The organism is Vampirovibrio sp., from assembly GCF_041737375.1.
Taxonomy (GTDB): Bacteria; Cyanobacteriota; Vampirovibrionia; order Vampirovibrionales; family Vampirovibrionaceae; genus Vampirovibrio.
This window is the reverse complement of record NZ_JBGSRV010000010.1, coordinates 305701-320800: the sequence shown is the minus strand read 5'-3', so window position 1 is coordinate 320800 and position 15100 is coordinate 305701. Positions and strand designations below refer to the sequence as shown.

The window sequence follows — 15100 nt, the reverse complement described above, 5'->3', positions numbered from 1 at the left end:
TTTCGTCATGGCAAATTCTGTTACCGTGGTTGGCCGTTTGGGTCAGGATCCTGAAATCAAGTACTTTGAAAGTGGTAGCGTGAAAGCCCGCTTTTCGGTGGCCGTTGATCGCACCTACTCCAAGGAAAACCGTATTACCGACTGGTTCACCATTGAAGTGTGGGGCCGTAAAGCGGAATTTGTAGGGGAATGGATTAAAAAAGGCGCTTTGGTCAGCATTACCGGCCAGCTGGAAGTGAATCGTTACAACGATCAAGCGGGCAATCCTAAGGAATGGCCCTACATTAAGGCCACCGATGTGGGCTTTGTGGGCACCAAGCGCGATAACGCAGCCCCTATGGAAGCTGGAGCTGCTTTTTAAGCCCAAACCCAATCGCATTGAGCCTGTAACGGGTTTGATGGCTCGAAATGTTGGTATCCAATCTATAATCTTCCCTCTTCCTGTCTGCATTTAAGGAGTTTTATGCAAATTCCCGGTTTAAGCGTTGGCATTGTGGCAGACGATTTGACAGGTGCCTGTGATACGGCTTTGCAATTCTTTTCGGCGCAAGCCCAAACCCATATCCTGCTGGATTTTCAAAAACTGGCCAAGGCCGAAGGGGTTTTGGGATCGGATGAAGAGAATCAGGTGTGGTCCATCAATACCGGCTCCCGGCACATGGATCCTTTGGAGGCGCAAGCACTGGTGCGGCGATCGGTGGCTTTTTGCCGGGATAAGCTGGGTGTGGAAAATTTCTACAAAAAAATTGATTCCACCCTGCGTGGACATATTGCCCATGAGTGCCTGGGCATGCTGGATGAGTTAAAAGCCCAATGCGCCGTGATTGTGCCAGCCTATCCCCTGGAGGGGCGGCGTACGGTGGGCGGCTATCAACTGGTACGAGGCGTTCCGGTGGAAAAAACGGTGGTGGCCCGAGATCCTTTGTTTCCTGTGCGGCAATCGCATGTTCCTACTTTACTGGGGCAGGCTACCAAGCCGGGGCTGGTGGGACATATTCCGCTTTCTATGGTGTTGCACGGGGCTGGGCCCATGCTGGTGAAGCTGAAGGAACTGATTGAAGAGGGCAAAAAACTGGTGGTGATTGATGCCACCAGCAATGAAGACCTGGAGCAAATTGCGCTGGCCATTGAAAAAGCCCAGAAATACGCCCGTGTGATTCCCTGCGGTTCTGCCGGTTTGGCCAATGCCTTGGCTGCTTTGTGGACGAATCAGCCAGAAGAAAAAGCGTTATCTTTCAAGCAAAACAAAGGGTTGTCCGCGCCTCCTTCACCCATTCTCATCGTCAGTGGCAGCACCACGGATACCAGTCGGCAACAGGCCTTGCGATTGATGGAAAATTACCCTTATTACGGGCAAGGCAGCCATTTGGAAATTTTTGAGCTGACCCCGGATCAAATTTTGGGTTTGAGTCCGCTGGATGAGTTGCGAGACAAATTAGTAGCGGCTTTGGGCGAGCGAAATACGGTACTGCTTTCCAGCGCCTTAAAAGAAGAAACATATGCCCGCACGGTGAGCTTGGCCAAAGAGCATAATTTACCAGAGGCCAGTGCCTCTCAGCAGGCCCAAAAGGTGCTGTCTCAGCTGGTGGATGAGGTTTTACAGCAAAAATCTGTGAAGCTGGTACTGGTAGGGGGCGAAACCACCTGTCAGGTTTGTAATCAACTGAAAAGCACGCAGCTGGAAATTCTGGCGGAGGCCGATGATTCGATCCCGCTCAGTATCGACAATTTGGGGCGCTGGATTATTACCAAATCCGGTGGGTTTGGTACTCCCTTGGCTCTGGCCAACGTGGTCAAGTTTATTAAACAACATGAGTCTACCTCTGTTCATGCTTGATATGCGCTCAGTTTCAGACACATTTTGCCTCACCATCGGTGACCCCACTGGCATTGGGCCTGAAATCACGGCTCGTTTTCTGGCCCATCAAGCGGCTTTGCCAGAGGATGGGGTGAATTTACGCATTTTTGGCGATATCGCCAATCTGGTGCAAACGGCGGACGCTTTGGGTATTGAACTGCCGGAAGGTACTCGCTTTGATTACGAGAATACCCAGTACATCCGCTATTCCAGCGATCGGAAAACACCGGGCCAAGTGGCTTACGAGAGTATCGAGGCCAGTGTTTCCGAAATTCAGGCTGGCAAGGCCCACGCCTTGGTCACTGGTCCCATTTCCAAGGAAAATCTTCAGTTGGCCGGTGTGCCATATTCAGGGCACACCGAAATGCTGCAACATTTGGCCCGCAAAGCCTACGGGCAGCCCTATCAGTCTGATATGCTGTTTGTGTATCGTCATTTCCGCATGCTGTTGCTCACTCGGCATGTTTCCTTGCGCAAAGTGTCGGAAACCTTGAGTATTCGGGAAGTGAACCAGTCTTTGGCCAATCTGGCCGAGTTTTTTCAGTCGGCCTGTAAAATTCAAAGCCCCCGCTTGTGTGTGCTTGGGGTGAACCCTCATGCCGGAGAGATTGACGGTGAGGAAGAAGAGCGGATTTTGAAGCCCGCCCTAAAGCTGGTATCGGAACGATACGGCTTTGGCATTGAGCCCCCGGTTGCCGCCGATGCCGCTTTTCGCCATTTTGACATTAACCGGCTGCATTATGATGCTTATGTGGCGGCTTATCACGACCAGGGCCTGATTCCATTCAAAATGGTGGCGGGCTTGAACGCGGTTAATATCACCATTGGCTTGCCCTTTTTGCGCACTTCGGTTAGCCACGGCACGGCCCCCGACATTGTGGGTCAAGGACTTGCGGATCCCTGTAGCCTGATTGAAGCGTACAAAGCCGCTTTTCAGCTTAGTAATTCCTTACCCTCAAAGCCCGAACCCGTACTCAGTTGCTAGCCGTTGGGGGGGATGCCATTACGATCGAAGGCGAGGCTCGCCCGTTTCGGTAAAGGTCAAATCCGGTTCCGGCAAGCTTTCTGGCGATTCAATAGTCTGGTTGTAGGCTTGATGGATGGCTTCAATGTAGGCTTTCACTGCTGTTGAGCCGGTTTCTACATAGCATAGTCTCATCTGATCAAGGTCTTCCGCTTTGGGCGTGGCTCCAAAGGCGTCACAGGTGGCCATGTAGTCTACCATCAGGCCAATAAAGTCGATGAATTCCGCGGCGACCGATTCTTGAGCCGCTTCTGGCAATACCAGCAATGTGCTTACAATTTGATGAAGGTGTGGGTTTTGGTCGTAGCAGCGACGCTTTTTTCGAGATTGGTGTACCGCCATGATCCGCTCTTTTCCCAGCGATTTGAGGCCACTCAGCAGGGCGCTGGCCTCAAATTCTTGATTCATCCGATCTCCCAATCCAGCCGCACTGTAGGGGCGAAGATTCGCTGGGATGGATTTCAGCAGCTCAATGGCCAGGGATAAGTCTCCCCGATTGTCATGCCAGCGCTGCTTTGGGATAGATTCAGACACGCAAAACTCCCAGGCATTCCAGTGTAAGATAGCCTAAAACGCCCCAGTGGGCTAAAATGCTTAAACTTCGCCGCGAGAAATCTGGTTGAGCAGCTGGGTGACGCGCGATCCACGCTCCAGAGAATTATCCAGCCGAACATCAATTTCCGGGGTGTAGCGCAACCGAATGCGTTGGCCCAGCGCAGAGCGGATTTTGGGCGTTTGCGCTTCCAGAACATCCATCACCTGGTTTTGCACGGCTTCGTCGCCCATAATGCTCACAAAAACACGGGCATGACGCAGATCGCCGCTGACTTCAACATCGGTTACGGAAATCAGTTGATTCACCAACGCCGGATCTTTAATTTCGTGCGCCAGAATGTCGCTGAATTCACGAATGACAGCTTTTCTGACTTTATCAGCCCGGCTGAAGTCGTTGCGGTTGGCCATGGCTAGATCCTCCGAAGTTAATCTCTGTTGTTTTAAAACCGAACTTCCCGATTGGATTGCGTCACAAAATTATAGACGATTTTTTCATCATTTAGCACGTCAACCAATGGGTTTAAAGTTAAAGAGAGGTTCTTTCCAGCGCTTTGGTGGTGAAGATATCAACCACATCGCCTTCTTGCAAGTCATGAAACTTGTCAAAGGAAATGCCGCATTCATACCCGGTGGCCACTTCTTTTACATCGTCCTTGAATCGCTTGAGGTTGTTGAGCGTACCGGAGTAAACTTCCTTGCCCCCGCGCTGAACGACTGCTTTGGCATTGCGAATCAGCTTACCAGTGGTAACCATACAACCTGCAATGACACTGGCTTTGCCCACCTTGAAAATTTGGCGAACTTCGGCAGAACCCATATGCACTTCTTCGGTTTCCGGCTCCAATTGGCCAAGCACCCATTTTTCAATCTCTTCGGTGATGTGATAAATCACTTCGTAGCGCTTGATATTAACGCCTTCTTGTTCGGCCAAACGTTGAGGGGTGGCGTCAATTTTGGCGTTAAAGGCAATAACCAGCGCGTTGGCTGTGGACGCCAACATCACATCCGCTTCGGAAATATCGCCAGTGGCGCTGTGCACAATGTTAATTTTCACTTCATCGCTGGTCATCCGTTGCAATACTTCCACCACGGCTTCCAGTGAGCCTTGGGTGTCTGCTTTAACCAGCAGGTTGAATTGATTTTCCTTGACGGCGTTATCGCTCTCGATTTCAGAACGGCCACTAAAGCCCGCTGCCACCGAACGACTCACCCCAATGCGCTGATCCCGGTCTCTTTGTTTGCCGGTGGCCAGGGCTTGCTTGAATTCCTTGTCGTTTCGTACCACCCGGAACGCATCGCCCGCGTTCGGCACACCGTCCAGTCCCAGAATTTCAACCGGGGTGGCAGGCCCTGCCTGTTGAATGCGCAATCCATGATCATCAATCAAGGCGCGGACTCGTCCGCCAACAGAACCAATCAGAACGTTGTCGCCAACTTTCAGGTTTCCGTTTTGTACCAGTGCTGTGGCCACTGGTCCCATTCTCTTGTCAAGCTGCGCTTCAATGATGACGCCTTCTCCCGGCACGGTGGAATCGGCTTTTAGCTCTAACAACTCGGACACCAGCAGGATTGAATCCAGCAAATCATCCAGCCCCAGCTTTTGCAGGGCGCTTACTTCTACGGTCAGCGTATCACCGCCCCATTTCTCAGAGGAGAGTCCATAATCGGCCAACTGCACCAACACCCGGTCGGGATCGGCATCGGCTTTGTCAATTTTGTTAACGGCCACAATAATGGGAATTTTGGCGGCTTTGGCGTGGTTAATGGCCTCAATGGTCTGAGGCATGACGCCATCATCGGCGGCGACTACCAAAATGGCGATATCGGTCGCTTGCGCGCCTCTCATCCGCATGGAGGTAAACGCTTCGTGGCCGGGCGTGTCTAAAAATACAATTTTCTGTTCGCCCTTTTCAACGGTGTAAGCACCGATGCTTTGGGTGATGCCGCCTGCTTCGCTGTCGACTACTTTGTGGCGACTTTCCCGAATGGAGTCCAGCAAGGTGGTTTTTCCGTGGTCAACGTGACCCATAATGGAAACTACCGGCCCCCGACCTATCAGGTTGTGGAACTTGGTCTCGTCCAGCTTTTTGCTTTCAGCGCCCAAGTGGCTGTATTCGCCTTCATGTTTTACTTTGGCGGTTTCTTCAATTTCAAATCCGAATTCTTTGGCCACCCCTTTGGCAAAATCCACATCCAGAGTCTGGTTAACAGTAACCATCATCCCTTTCATGAATAAATGCTTGATGACCTCGGTATCCCGCAAGCGCAGTTTTACCGCTAAATCACGAACCACAATGGGCTCATCAATACTGGTGACCTTCGGCAACGCATCAATAGCGGCTTGCTCTTCTTCTTTTTTCTGGCGAGCGTTGATACGAAGTTCATGAGGAGAGGGACGACGGGTTTGCTGACCTGAGGGACGACCTTGAGGGCGTCCTTGACCTCCCTGTGGCCTTTGTCCTGTTTGCCCCGGACGGTTTTGCCCACCTTGATATCCTTGTCCCGGACGGCTAGGCTGTCCACCCTGATACCCTTGTCCCGGACGGCTAGGCTGTCCGCCTTGATACCCTTGTCCCGGCTGGCCGGGTTGTCCACCTTGATATCCTTGTCCTGGACGGCTAGGCTGTCCGCCTTGATATCCTTGTCCCGGTTGGTTGGGCGGCTCTTGCCGTTGAGGTGCCTGAGGGGGCAACTGAGCCGCTGAGGCCGCTGGCTTTTCGATTGCTGCCTCAGTGGCTTTAGGCGCCACTGTTTCGTTGGGCTGTTTTTCGGACGGCGCCACTTTTTTATCAACGTTTTTATCAATTGGCTGTGGCTTGGCCGGTTCTTTTTTTACTTCCGGTGGTTTAGCACCGGCTGATTTGAATTTTGTGATCAAGCGATCGGCAACCGGTTGTTCAACAGTGCTGGAGTGGCTTTTGACCTGGACACCATGGTCACGGGCAAGTAAATCAATCACTGTGGCATTGCTGACACCCAGGATTTTAGATATTTCGTGGACTCTTACTTTTGGGGACGTCACAGTGAGGTGATTCCTTTCAGTTGGTCATTCAAGGCTTCCAATATAGCATCCGGGATCCCTCTTTTCAACGTCCGCTGAAACTTCTTCGCCTTTAATGCCTCAGCCAGACAGGTTTTATCCCTGCAAGCGTAGGCGGATCGTCCTTGTAAAGGCGGGTTTCCATCAATTGAAAAGTGGTGACTGCCATCGCTGGTAAGGCGAAGCATCCCTTCTCTAGGAAGGAGTTGACGACAATTTATACATTGGCGGTATGGAGTATTCGGCAAAACTGCCTCCGCAAGTGTTTAAGCCTCTTCTTTTTCTGTTTCTTCAGCCACTGCCTCTACATCGGGCGCAGTTGCTTCTGCTGAAAGCTCATCAGCAGGCTCCAAATGGGCTGAACTATCTTCGGCTTCTGGCGAGAACTCTCCGGCCGCAACGGGAATGGGGTGCCCGTCAACATCCATCTGCATTTCCATACCTTCAGGATCCTGCATGTATTCGGCAGGCGGGGCCGCCATCTGCTCAAAGTAAGCAAGGCCGCCTTCTTGTTCAATTTGGCTGATGCTTTTAATATCCAGCTTGAATCCAGTGAGTTTGGCGGCCAAGCGGACGTTTTGACCTTCTCTGCCAATGGCTAGAGACAGTTGATCGTCTGGAACAATCACCAAGCCACGGGCTTGACAGGGATCGTGCATAATCAAAACCCGGATGATTTTGGCAGGAGCAAGCGCATGCACGATAAACTCCATAGGATCCGGTGACCAGCGGATAATGTCAATTTTTTCGTTCTTCAATTCATTAACAATGGCCTGAATCCGGCTTCCCCGTGTTCCAATGCAGGCGCCTTGGGCGTCTACGTCAGGATCGTGAGAAATAACAGCCACTTTGGTTCTGAAACCGGCTTCACGGGCAATGCTTTTGATTTCAACCAGTCCGTCCTCAATTTCAGGAACTTCCAGTTCAAACACTTCCTTTACCATGGCGGCATGGGCTTGAGAAACCAGAATTTGAGGCACTCTGCCGGAATCTTTCAAGTCCAGCACATATACCCGTAGCTTGTTGCCAACCCGGTAGTATTCTGAAGGCAACTGCTCTTTAGGCGGCAAAATGGCTTCGGATTTGCCGATGTTCACAATCACGTTGCGGCCTTCAATTCGCTGAACAATAGCCGTGGTGACGGAGCCACGCTTTTCTTCAAATTCTTTTTGAACCAGTTTTTTCTCGGCTTCCCGAATTCTTTGGGTAATGACCTGTTTGGCGGACTGGGCGGCAATCCGGCCAAATTCATCGGGGGTAACCTCAATTTCCAAAATATCGTTCAATTCCACATCGGGCTTGATTTTGCGGGCTTCCTTCAGCTCGATTTCAGGCTCTTTGGGAATCTCTTCGCCTTCTTCGTCAAATTCCACATCCTCAGGATCGCTGAGGACTTTGACCACCCGCTTCAACTCATAAATACCAATTTCGCCAGATTTCTCGTTGAGTCGGCACTCGTGGCCAGTCAGGGTTTCCAGCTTGGCATACCGTTTATAAGCAGCCAGCATGGCTTCTTTCAAAGAGGAAATGACTACGTCCCTAGGGATGCCACGTTCCCGTTCCAGTTGTTCAGCGTGTTCCATTAACGCGGGGCCAACTTTAATCATGGTTAGGGCGTACCTCCTGTTTATAGGTTGATAATTCAGATAAATTTATAGGGTGTCACTCTCGGTTGAAGCGGTTAAATCCTCTTCTTCCGGGAATCGAATGACAGGGTTCAGGTAAACGGATTGGCTGGGGTCCAGACATACTTCAAAAAGCTTGCCCGTTTTGGGGTCTTTCAGGCTTAGTGCCTGTTTGGCTACGTCATAGCCTTGCAACGTGCCTTCGGCCACCGTTGGCAAGTCTGATACCAGGGTTTTAGCGGCTTTCTTTTTGTTCTTAATGTCCGGTGTCCCGGTGATGCGCACTGGTTCTCCCTGATAAAAGGCGAACTCACGCTCAGTTTTAATGGGGCGAAAAAGCCCCGGAGAACTGACTTCAAGGAAGTAGGCGGCATCGGTAAGCGAAGGAAGGGCTTCAATCAGAGTATCTAGCGAACGGCTAATGGCCTCGCACTCGCTAATGGAGATAGAGCCTTCTTTTAAATCCACATATAAGCGCAGGTACCAGTAACCCATCTCTTTTTCAAAGACGGTATCAACCAGAAAATATTTTTCGTCCAGGTGTGTTTCCGCCAAGCTGAAAACCGCTTGCTGAATGTCCTGAATCTGTTCCGGTTTGAACTGGATCGGTTTGACCGGCGCGTTTTTCATATTGGGATAAAGCACTCCTGAGAGATTAATGAACACTTGATGAGGAGATTGGACATTCACCGTTCAGCGAATTCCCTCCTTAAGAAAAGAAGTGGGTCCAGAAAAAATTGACCCACTTCTGACCATCATCAAGAAGTATTTGTGATTTTAGCATAAACAAAATTATGGCAAGCCGCTCAATCGCTACTTATATAGCAGGCTTTCCAGCGCCTGGAGCTGTGACAGGTTGCCCAAAGCCACCAGTACATCCTGCGCCGACAGCATTAAGTCTGGATCGGCGGCCACTTGGGATTGATCGGCGGCTTGTACTACTGCAATAATATTGACGCCTGTTTTTTCCCGGATTTTGGCATCCTTAAGGCTTTTACCAATCAACGTACACGCTGCGCCCACTTCCAGCCATTCTATCTGAGTGCCTTCCAACAGGCTAAACCGACCAAACATGGGATGTTTGCTGCTGACCGCTTCTGGATGGAGCTTACTTTCAAGACTTCGAACCTTTGCGATGAGTCGATCCGTTTCTAAAACCGGGTATTTCATGTGATTCATAATGTTGAAAATAAAGCTGACACTGGTTTCAAACTCTTCATGAATGACGCTGTCTACCCCGATGCGATGCAGGCGATCCACATCCACCCGGTAGCGGGAGCGCACCATGGCGTGGATGCCAGGATTGAGTTGCTTGGCCAGTTGTATGGTGGCTTCAGCGGTTCGGGTGTCCGGGAATGTAATGACCAGAATGTTGCTTTTGGCGATTCCGGCGTCTTCCAGTATCTCGGGGCGAGAAATATCGCCATAGAGGCAGGAAACCCCTTTGGCCTTTAATTTTCGAATGGTTTTCAGGTTCATCTCCACAATAGTGTAGGGAATATCTTTTTCGGCCAGGGCGGTGGCTAAATTGCGTGCAATGGGTCCATAGCCCGCAATGATCACCCGATTGGTCGGGCTTTCCAACTCTTCCAGGGCGGCCAGTGTTCCCTCGGCCTTTTTCAGTCTGGCCCTTAGGTAAGGGGCGGTCATGCGGTGCAATGCCCGTAGCACTAGCGGGGTGAGGAACATGGAAATAATAATGGCGTTAATCAAAAGCGGATTCCAGAAGCTGAGCAGTTTCTCCCAGTCTGGTACATGGCTCACCGTATCCAGTGTTCGGCCCAGCAATACAAAGGAGAACTCTCCTACCTGAAACAAAGACAGCCCTGCCCACAGGGCGGTGCGGTTTGGAAATTTTAGAACCCGCACCGCAGCATAGGCACAAGCCGCCTTTAGCAAAATTAAAAATAGGGTGACCCCAGCCACCAGCCAGATATGCTGGATCAGGAATCTGATATCAAACAATAGGCCCATGGAAACAAAAAACAGGGTGATAAAAACGTCTCGAAATGCCTTGCTATCAGAGATGATTTGACGGCAAAACAGGCTTCTGCTCAGAGAAAGGCCCGCCACAAAGGCTCCGGCCTCATAAGAAAGCCCAAGCAGGTGGGTAATGAGGGCCATGCCCAATCCGGTACAGACCAGCGCCAGTGTAAATACTTCTTTTTTGTTGGTGGAGGCCAGTCGATCCAGAAAAACAGGCACCAGTTTTAAGCTGATAGCGACCGCAATAGCTCCAAATAACAATGCCTTGCCCAGCACCCACCCAAGCTCCGATGCGGTACTGGGGTGAAAGGGCTGGGTTAAGGATGGTACCAGCGCCATGAGCGGGATAATAGACAAGTCCTGAATAATGAGGATGCCCAGAATCAGACGGCCATGATCGGAATCAATTTCCCGGTGTTCTTCCAGGCTTTTGAGTACGATGGCGGTGCTGCTGAGCGACAGAATTGATCCCAGCAGAAAGGCCAATTGCCAAGGAAAGGCGGCTAGATAGCGCAAGGCGAAGGTGAGAATCAGGGTGGTGAAACCGAGTTGTAAAATACCGGCCAATGGGGCCTGATAGCGGAGCTGCCGTAATTTATCCACCGATAAATCCAGGCCCACAATAAATAATAAAAAAATAATTCCGATTTGGGCCATGGTCTGGATTTCATCCATTCGCACCAAATTAAGCGCGTTTGGCCCCAGCAGTATGCCGGTGAGAATGAATGCCAGAAACGTGGGCAAGTGAAAGCGCTGCAGCACATAGGCCAGTATGGCCCCTATTGAAAAAATGAGGGCCAGAATGATCAAGACAGAGGACTCTGCCGTATCGGCACTTAAACCTGACAGCATAAACCCTGAACCCAATAACTATTCTTATATTAGTGTAACAGTTTTAGTGAGATGTTTTCCGGTGATTTTTTCGGGAAAAAGTCCTGACATTCTAGGGTTTGTGGTTTTAGCCCAAGGGTGATGAGGAATGGCCGCTTAAAAATAGAGGCTTTGGGTTATAATGGCCGCATAGTCATAGATGGATGTTCTTACTTGGCTCCGCTTTCATGAAAAATGACGTCTTTTCAGTTAGACAAGTTTCGGCGCTTGTGGTCGGGACTGGTATTTCAGGGCTTTTTACAGCCTTAAAGCTTTCTGCGGCAGGCATTAAAACCTTGTTGCTCACTAAGTCCGCTTTGGATGAAAGCAACTCTCGGTACGCCCAAGGGGGAATTGCCGCTGTTTTGCCCACTAACCCGGATGATTCACTTGCTTTACACTTGCAGGATACCATTCGAGCCGGGGCAGGGCTTTGTAATGAAGAGGCCGCCCGCTCTCTGCTGTCGGAAGGGTATGCTTCCATTGAGGATTTGTTATTTTACGGGGTTCCCTTTGACCGAAACCCGGACAATGCCCTTGCCGTCACCCGAGAAGCGGCCCATAGCGTCCAGCGCATTCTACATGCCGGGGGCGATGCCACCGGACATTCTGTAGAGATGGCCCTGATCGATAAAATTCGCAACGATCCACGGGTTGAGGTGATTGAGTACGCCCAGGTGGTTGAGCTGTTGATGGTGGATGGTCGCTGTCAGGGGTGTCGGGCGGTGGATTATCAAAACCAGCGTGAGGTTTTGGTTTACAGTCCTCACACGGTATTGGCCACCGGGGGGCTGGGGCGTATTTATAGCCATACCACCAACCCGGCCATTGCTACCGGCGATGGTATTTCGTTGGCCCACAGCGCCGGGGCGGATATTGAGAACATGGAATTTATACAATTCCACCCCACTGCTTTTTACCACAACGAGCAGCTGCACTTTTTGGTGTCAGAAGCCCTACGAGGGGAAGGGGGCATTCTGCGCGATCGTGATGGATTGCCCTTCGCCCAAAAATATCACCCGGATGGAGAACTGGCCCCCCGAGATATTGTAACCCGTGCCATTTACGCTGAAATGCGCGCGGTCAGTATGCCTTATGTCTATCTGGACATTACCCATCTTCCTGCTGAAACCATTGAAAAGCGGTTCCCCACCATCTTGACCAGCTGCCTGAAGTTTGGGGTGGATATTCGCAAGGACTGGATTCCGGTTGCTCCGGCGGCTCATTATTTAATGGGCGGCATTACGGTGGATGTAGAAGGCAAAACCACAGTTCCCGGCTTATATGCGGTGGGAGAAACGGCCTATACCGGGTTGCACGGAGCCAATCGCCTGGCCAGTAACTCCCTGCTGGAATGCGTGGTTTTGGCCCGCAGAGTGGCCCTGTATATTGCCCAATGTTCTGAAGTTGCACCGGTGGAACGACCTTTGCAAATGCCTCAGCAGTACGGGTTTGAGGCTGAACCTGCCATGTTGGCAGCTTTGTCTCAACTGCACCAGCTAATGTGGGAGCAGGTGGGGATTCTTCGCAGCGGCGTTGGGTTAAAACAGGCGTTGGCCAGCATTGATGCCTTGCTGGCTCAGGTTCAAACCGGGCAATGGCAAAAGGTCATTCCCACCGGCTTTGAATTGGCCAACCAATTAAATGTAGCCCGCTTAATTACACAAGCGGCCCTGACCCGTCAGGAAAGTCGTGGGGCTCATACCCGACTGGATTTCCCGGATGCGGAACTGTTGGCCCTGCCGTCGGTTGCTGTGGCGTTGGGCGGGGTTTGCTCTTAATGCCATCTGTGTGCGATGCTTCATTGTTTCCTGCCCCTGTAATATCTGCTCAACATGCCCTATCGGCGCATTCACAAGCCATTCGGCTGATTGTGGATGCCGCCCTGCTGGAAGATTTGGGTCAGGGCGATGTGACCACTGATCACCTGCCAGCATTGGCTCACCTTCAGCGGGAAGCCGTGATTCGGGTGCGTCAGGATTGCGTGGTGTCTGGCTTATCAGTAGCCGCTCTGGTCTTTCAATCGGTCGATTCCACGCTTTTATTTCAGCCTGTGGCCCAAAATGGTTGCTTTGCCAAAGCCGGATCCATTATTGGCACGGTGCAAGGTTCCATGGCCTCTATTTTGAAGGCGGAGCGAACCGCGCTGAATTTTTTGCAGCACCTCAGCGGCATTGCCACCGAAACCCGTCGTTATGTGGAAGCGGTGGCGGGAACTCAAACTCGCATTGCCCATACCCGAAAAACCACCCCCGGTTTACGATTGCTGGAGCAGCAAGCGGTGTTGCATGGCGGTGGCTTGCCCCATCGCTTTAATTTGGGTAGTTGCGTGATGCTAAAGGATAACCATTTACAAGCGCTGGCTGAGACCACGGATAATCCCATCGCTGAAGCCATTCGGCTTTTAAGAGCCCGCATTTCCCATACCACCAAAATTGAGGTGGAGGCCGATCGGCTGGAGCAGGTTCAGCAGGCGGTGGCCGGGGGCGCTGATATCATTTTGCTGGATAATATGGCCCCGCCCATGATTCGGGAAGCCTTGGCCATTATTCAGAAACGGGCTATTTCTGAGGCCAGTGGGGGCATTTCTCTGGAAACCATTCGGGCTTTTGCGGAAACGGGGGTGGATATTATTTCCACCAGTAAAATTACTTTGGGCGTTCCTGCCATTGATATTGGGCTGGACTTGGATGCCCCGGCGAGCTAAGTATTAATCCACAAAGCGATATTTAAGCAGTGTCCATAAGGCGGAAATGCCGTCTTTCCAGGTTATTTTCTTGCCTTCATCAAAATTTCGTCCGCAATAGGAAATGGGCGCCTCATACAGTCTTGCGCCTTGTTTGAGTACTTTGGCCGTAATTTCCGGCTCAAAGTCAAAGCGATTGGCGTGAATCACCACGTTTTTGACATAGTCGGCTTTAAAGGCCTTATAGCAGGTTTCCATATCGGTAAGGGTGGTGTTGTACAGGATGTTGGTAACCAGCGTTAAAAACTTGTTGCCAAAATAATGCAGCACGTTAAAGGCCCTGACCGGCTTTCCCGCAGTAAGCCGACTGCCGTAAACCACATCGGCCTTGCCATCCAGAATTAATTGAATGAGTTCGGGGTAATCTTTAGGATCGTATTCCAAATCCGCGTCCTGAATCACGATAATATCGCCCGAGGCGTATTGAAGCGCAGTTCGTAGGGCCGCCCCTTTGCCCTTATTTTTTTCGTGAAAAATCACCTGGTAAGGGCTTTTGCCTTCGTAGCGCTTCAGAATATCTCGGGTGCCATCGGTAGAGCCATCGTCCACCATAATAATTTCTTTTTGCAAATCGCAAAAATTAACAGCTTCCACTTTATCCAGCAGCGCCACTAAAAAGCTCACTTCATTATAAACAGGAATTAAAATACTGATGGTTTGAGGCTTCTTCATCATCATGGGGTATGCTCTGGTAGACTGGCCAGTAATTCGCTGGCCGGACGATAGGTCGGGCTAATCATCAGGCATTGTTTCAGCATCAGTCGGGCTTCTTTGATATGATCCAAAGCGGCGCTATATTGGCCTAGGTGAAAGTAAATTTCGGGATCGTTGGGCAAGGTTTTCTGGCCCTGTAACAGGTATTTCCCGGCCCGGTTCAGCCAACCGGCGTTCATCAGGGCCCGCCCCGCGAATTTGGGGGTTTCCAGATTGATTTGGGTTAAAAGATCCACATGGCTTAAAAAGCTTTCCAGATAGTCTGTTTGCTGGGCGGCGATCAGGTTGGCCAAATCGCTTTCCATATGGTTCCTGATCTGAAAAATAGTGGGGTAGCTTCGCAGTTGACGATGAATCAGCCCATACAGCGCAATGCACCAATGGTTTTGCCTGACCGCCAGCATTTTGCCCCAAGCCTGTTGCATAGGCTGTGTTTTTCCTTGCAACATGGCACAATAGCCTACCTGATAGTGATCCCCCAGCTGTTGGTACAGCTTGGCGGCCTCGCTATATTGGGATTGAGCTCGAAGAATGATTCCCATCAACTCGTAAACCGCTCTTTGTTCTTCAGCGCTTTCCGGTTGAGACAGGAAGGGACGCAAAGCTGCTTCCGCCTTGGCCGGGTCTTTATCCCGGAACATAAAATCCCTGGCTTCCTGAATGTAGGACAAGAAAGCCACGT

At 51.0% G+C, this 15100-nt stretch carries 14 protein-coding genes; 5 read left to right on the top strand and 9 right to left on the bottom strand.

Going from position 1 to position 15100, the window contains the following annotated elements; genetic code table 11:
* The first annotated feature begins 7 nt into the window (after positions 1–7).
* The 3 genes from ssb to ACEW81_RS06460 all read left to right on the top strand — a co-directional run bounded on the left by ssb (position 8) and on the right by ACEW81_RS06460 (position 2843).
* Positions 8–361, top strand: a complete 354-nt coding sequence (gene ssb / locus ACEW81_RS06470) for a single-stranded DNA-binding protein (RefSeq protein WP_373532152.1) — start codon at positions 8–10, stop codon at positions 359–361.
* Positions 362–463: 102 nt separating this feature from the next.
* On the top strand, positions 464–1837 hold the full coding sequence (locus ACEW81_RS06465; RefSeq protein WP_373532151.1) for a four-carbon acid sugar kinase family protein: 1374 nt from the start codon (positions 464–466) through the stop codon (positions 1835–1837).
* The gene (locus ACEW81_RS06460; RefSeq protein WP_373532150.1) at positions 1830–2843 is read left to right on the top strand and encodes a PdxA family dehydrogenase; all 1014 of its coding nucleotides are present in this window, start codon (positions 1830–1832) and stop codon (positions 2841–2843) included. Before ACEW81_RS06465 ends, ACEW81_RS06460 begins: the two co-directional genes overlap by 8 nt.
* Positions 2844–2861: 18 nt before the next feature.
* Here ACEW81_RS06460 and ACEW81_RS06455 read toward each other — a convergent pair whose 3' ends face one another.
* The 7 genes from ACEW81_RS06455 to ACEW81_RS06425 all read right to left on the bottom strand — a co-directional run bounded on the left by ACEW81_RS06455 (position 2862) and on the right by ACEW81_RS06425 (position 10940).
* Entirely contained in the window at positions 2862–3416 is a 555-nt protein-coding gene (locus ACEW81_RS06455) for a hypothetical protein (protein WP_373532149.1), read from the bottom strand.
* A 60-nt stretch (positions 3417–3476) separates the two neighbouring features.
* A complete protein-coding gene (gene rbfA / locus ACEW81_RS06450) occupies positions 3477–3845 on the bottom strand; it encodes a 30S ribosome-binding factor RbfA (protein ID WP_373532148.1) in 369 nt (122 codons plus the stop codon).
* 118 nt (positions 3846–3963) lie between these two features.
* The gene (gene infB / locus ACEW81_RS06445) at positions 3964–6459 is read right to left on the bottom strand and encodes a translation initiation factor IF-2 (RefSeq protein WP_373532147.1); all 2496 of its coding nucleotides are present in this window, start codon (positions 6457–6459) and stop codon (positions 3964–3966) included.
* Positions 6456–6725, bottom strand: a complete 270-nt coding sequence (locus ACEW81_RS06440) for a YlxR family protein (protein WP_373532146.1) — start codon at positions 6723–6725, stop codon at positions 6456–6458. Before ACEW81_RS06440 ends, infB begins: the two co-directional genes overlap by 4 nt.
* An 18-nt stretch (positions 6726–6743) precedes the next feature.
* Positions 6744–8084, bottom strand: coding sequence for a transcription termination factor NusA (nusA, locus tag ACEW81_RS06435; RefSeq protein WP_373532145.1), 1341 nt, complete (start codon positions 8082–8084; stop codon positions 6744–6746).
* A 45-nt stretch (positions 8085–8129) separates the two neighbouring features.
* Positions 8130–8732: a ribosome maturation factor RimP gene (locus ACEW81_RS06430; protein ID WP_373532144.1), complete on the bottom strand. Its 603-nt coding sequence runs from the start codon at positions 8730–8732 to the stop codon at positions 8130–8132.
* A 183-nt stretch (positions 8733–8915) separates the two neighbouring features.
* Positions 8916–10940 carry a monovalent cation:proton antiporter family protein gene (locus ACEW81_RS06425; RefSeq protein ID WP_373532143.1) on the bottom strand — a complete coding sequence of 675 codons (2025 nt, stop codon included), beginning with the start codon at positions 10938–10940 and terminating at the stop codon, positions 8916–8918.
* Between the two features lie 206 nt (positions 10941–11146).
* Here ACEW81_RS06425 and nadB point away from each other — a divergent pair, with 206 nt between their 5' ends.
* Both nadB and nadC read left to right on the top strand, forming a co-directional pair.
* The gene (nadB, locus tag ACEW81_RS06420) at positions 11147–12739 is read left to right on the top strand and encodes an L-aspartate oxidase (protein ID WP_373532142.1); all 1593 of its coding nucleotides are present in this window, start codon (positions 11147–11149) and stop codon (positions 12737–12739) included.
* Positions 12739–13665, top strand: coding sequence for a carboxylating nicotinate-nucleotide diphosphorylase (gene nadC, locus ACEW81_RS06415; protein WP_373532141.1), 927 nt, complete (start codon positions 12739–12741; stop codon positions 13663–13665). The genes nadB and nadC overlap by 1 nt, the downstream gene beginning before the upstream one ends.
* A 3-nt stretch (positions 13666–13668) precedes the next feature.
* On the opposite strand, the gene ACEW81_RS06410 is transcribed toward nadC, so the two are convergent.
* Together ACEW81_RS06410 and ACEW81_RS06405 are read right to left on the bottom strand one after the other, a co-directional pair.
* Positions 13669–14382, bottom strand: a complete 714-nt coding sequence (locus tag ACEW81_RS06410; protein WP_373532140.1) for a glycosyltransferase family 2 protein — start codon at positions 14380–14382, stop codon at positions 13669–13671.
* Entirely contained in the window at positions 14379–15098 is a 720-nt protein-coding gene (locus tag ACEW81_RS06405) for a tetratricopeptide repeat protein (RefSeq protein WP_373532139.1), read from the bottom strand. The genes ACEW81_RS06410 and ACEW81_RS06405 overlap by 4 nt, the downstream gene beginning before the upstream one ends.
* Positions 15099–15100 lie beyond the last annotated feature (2 nt).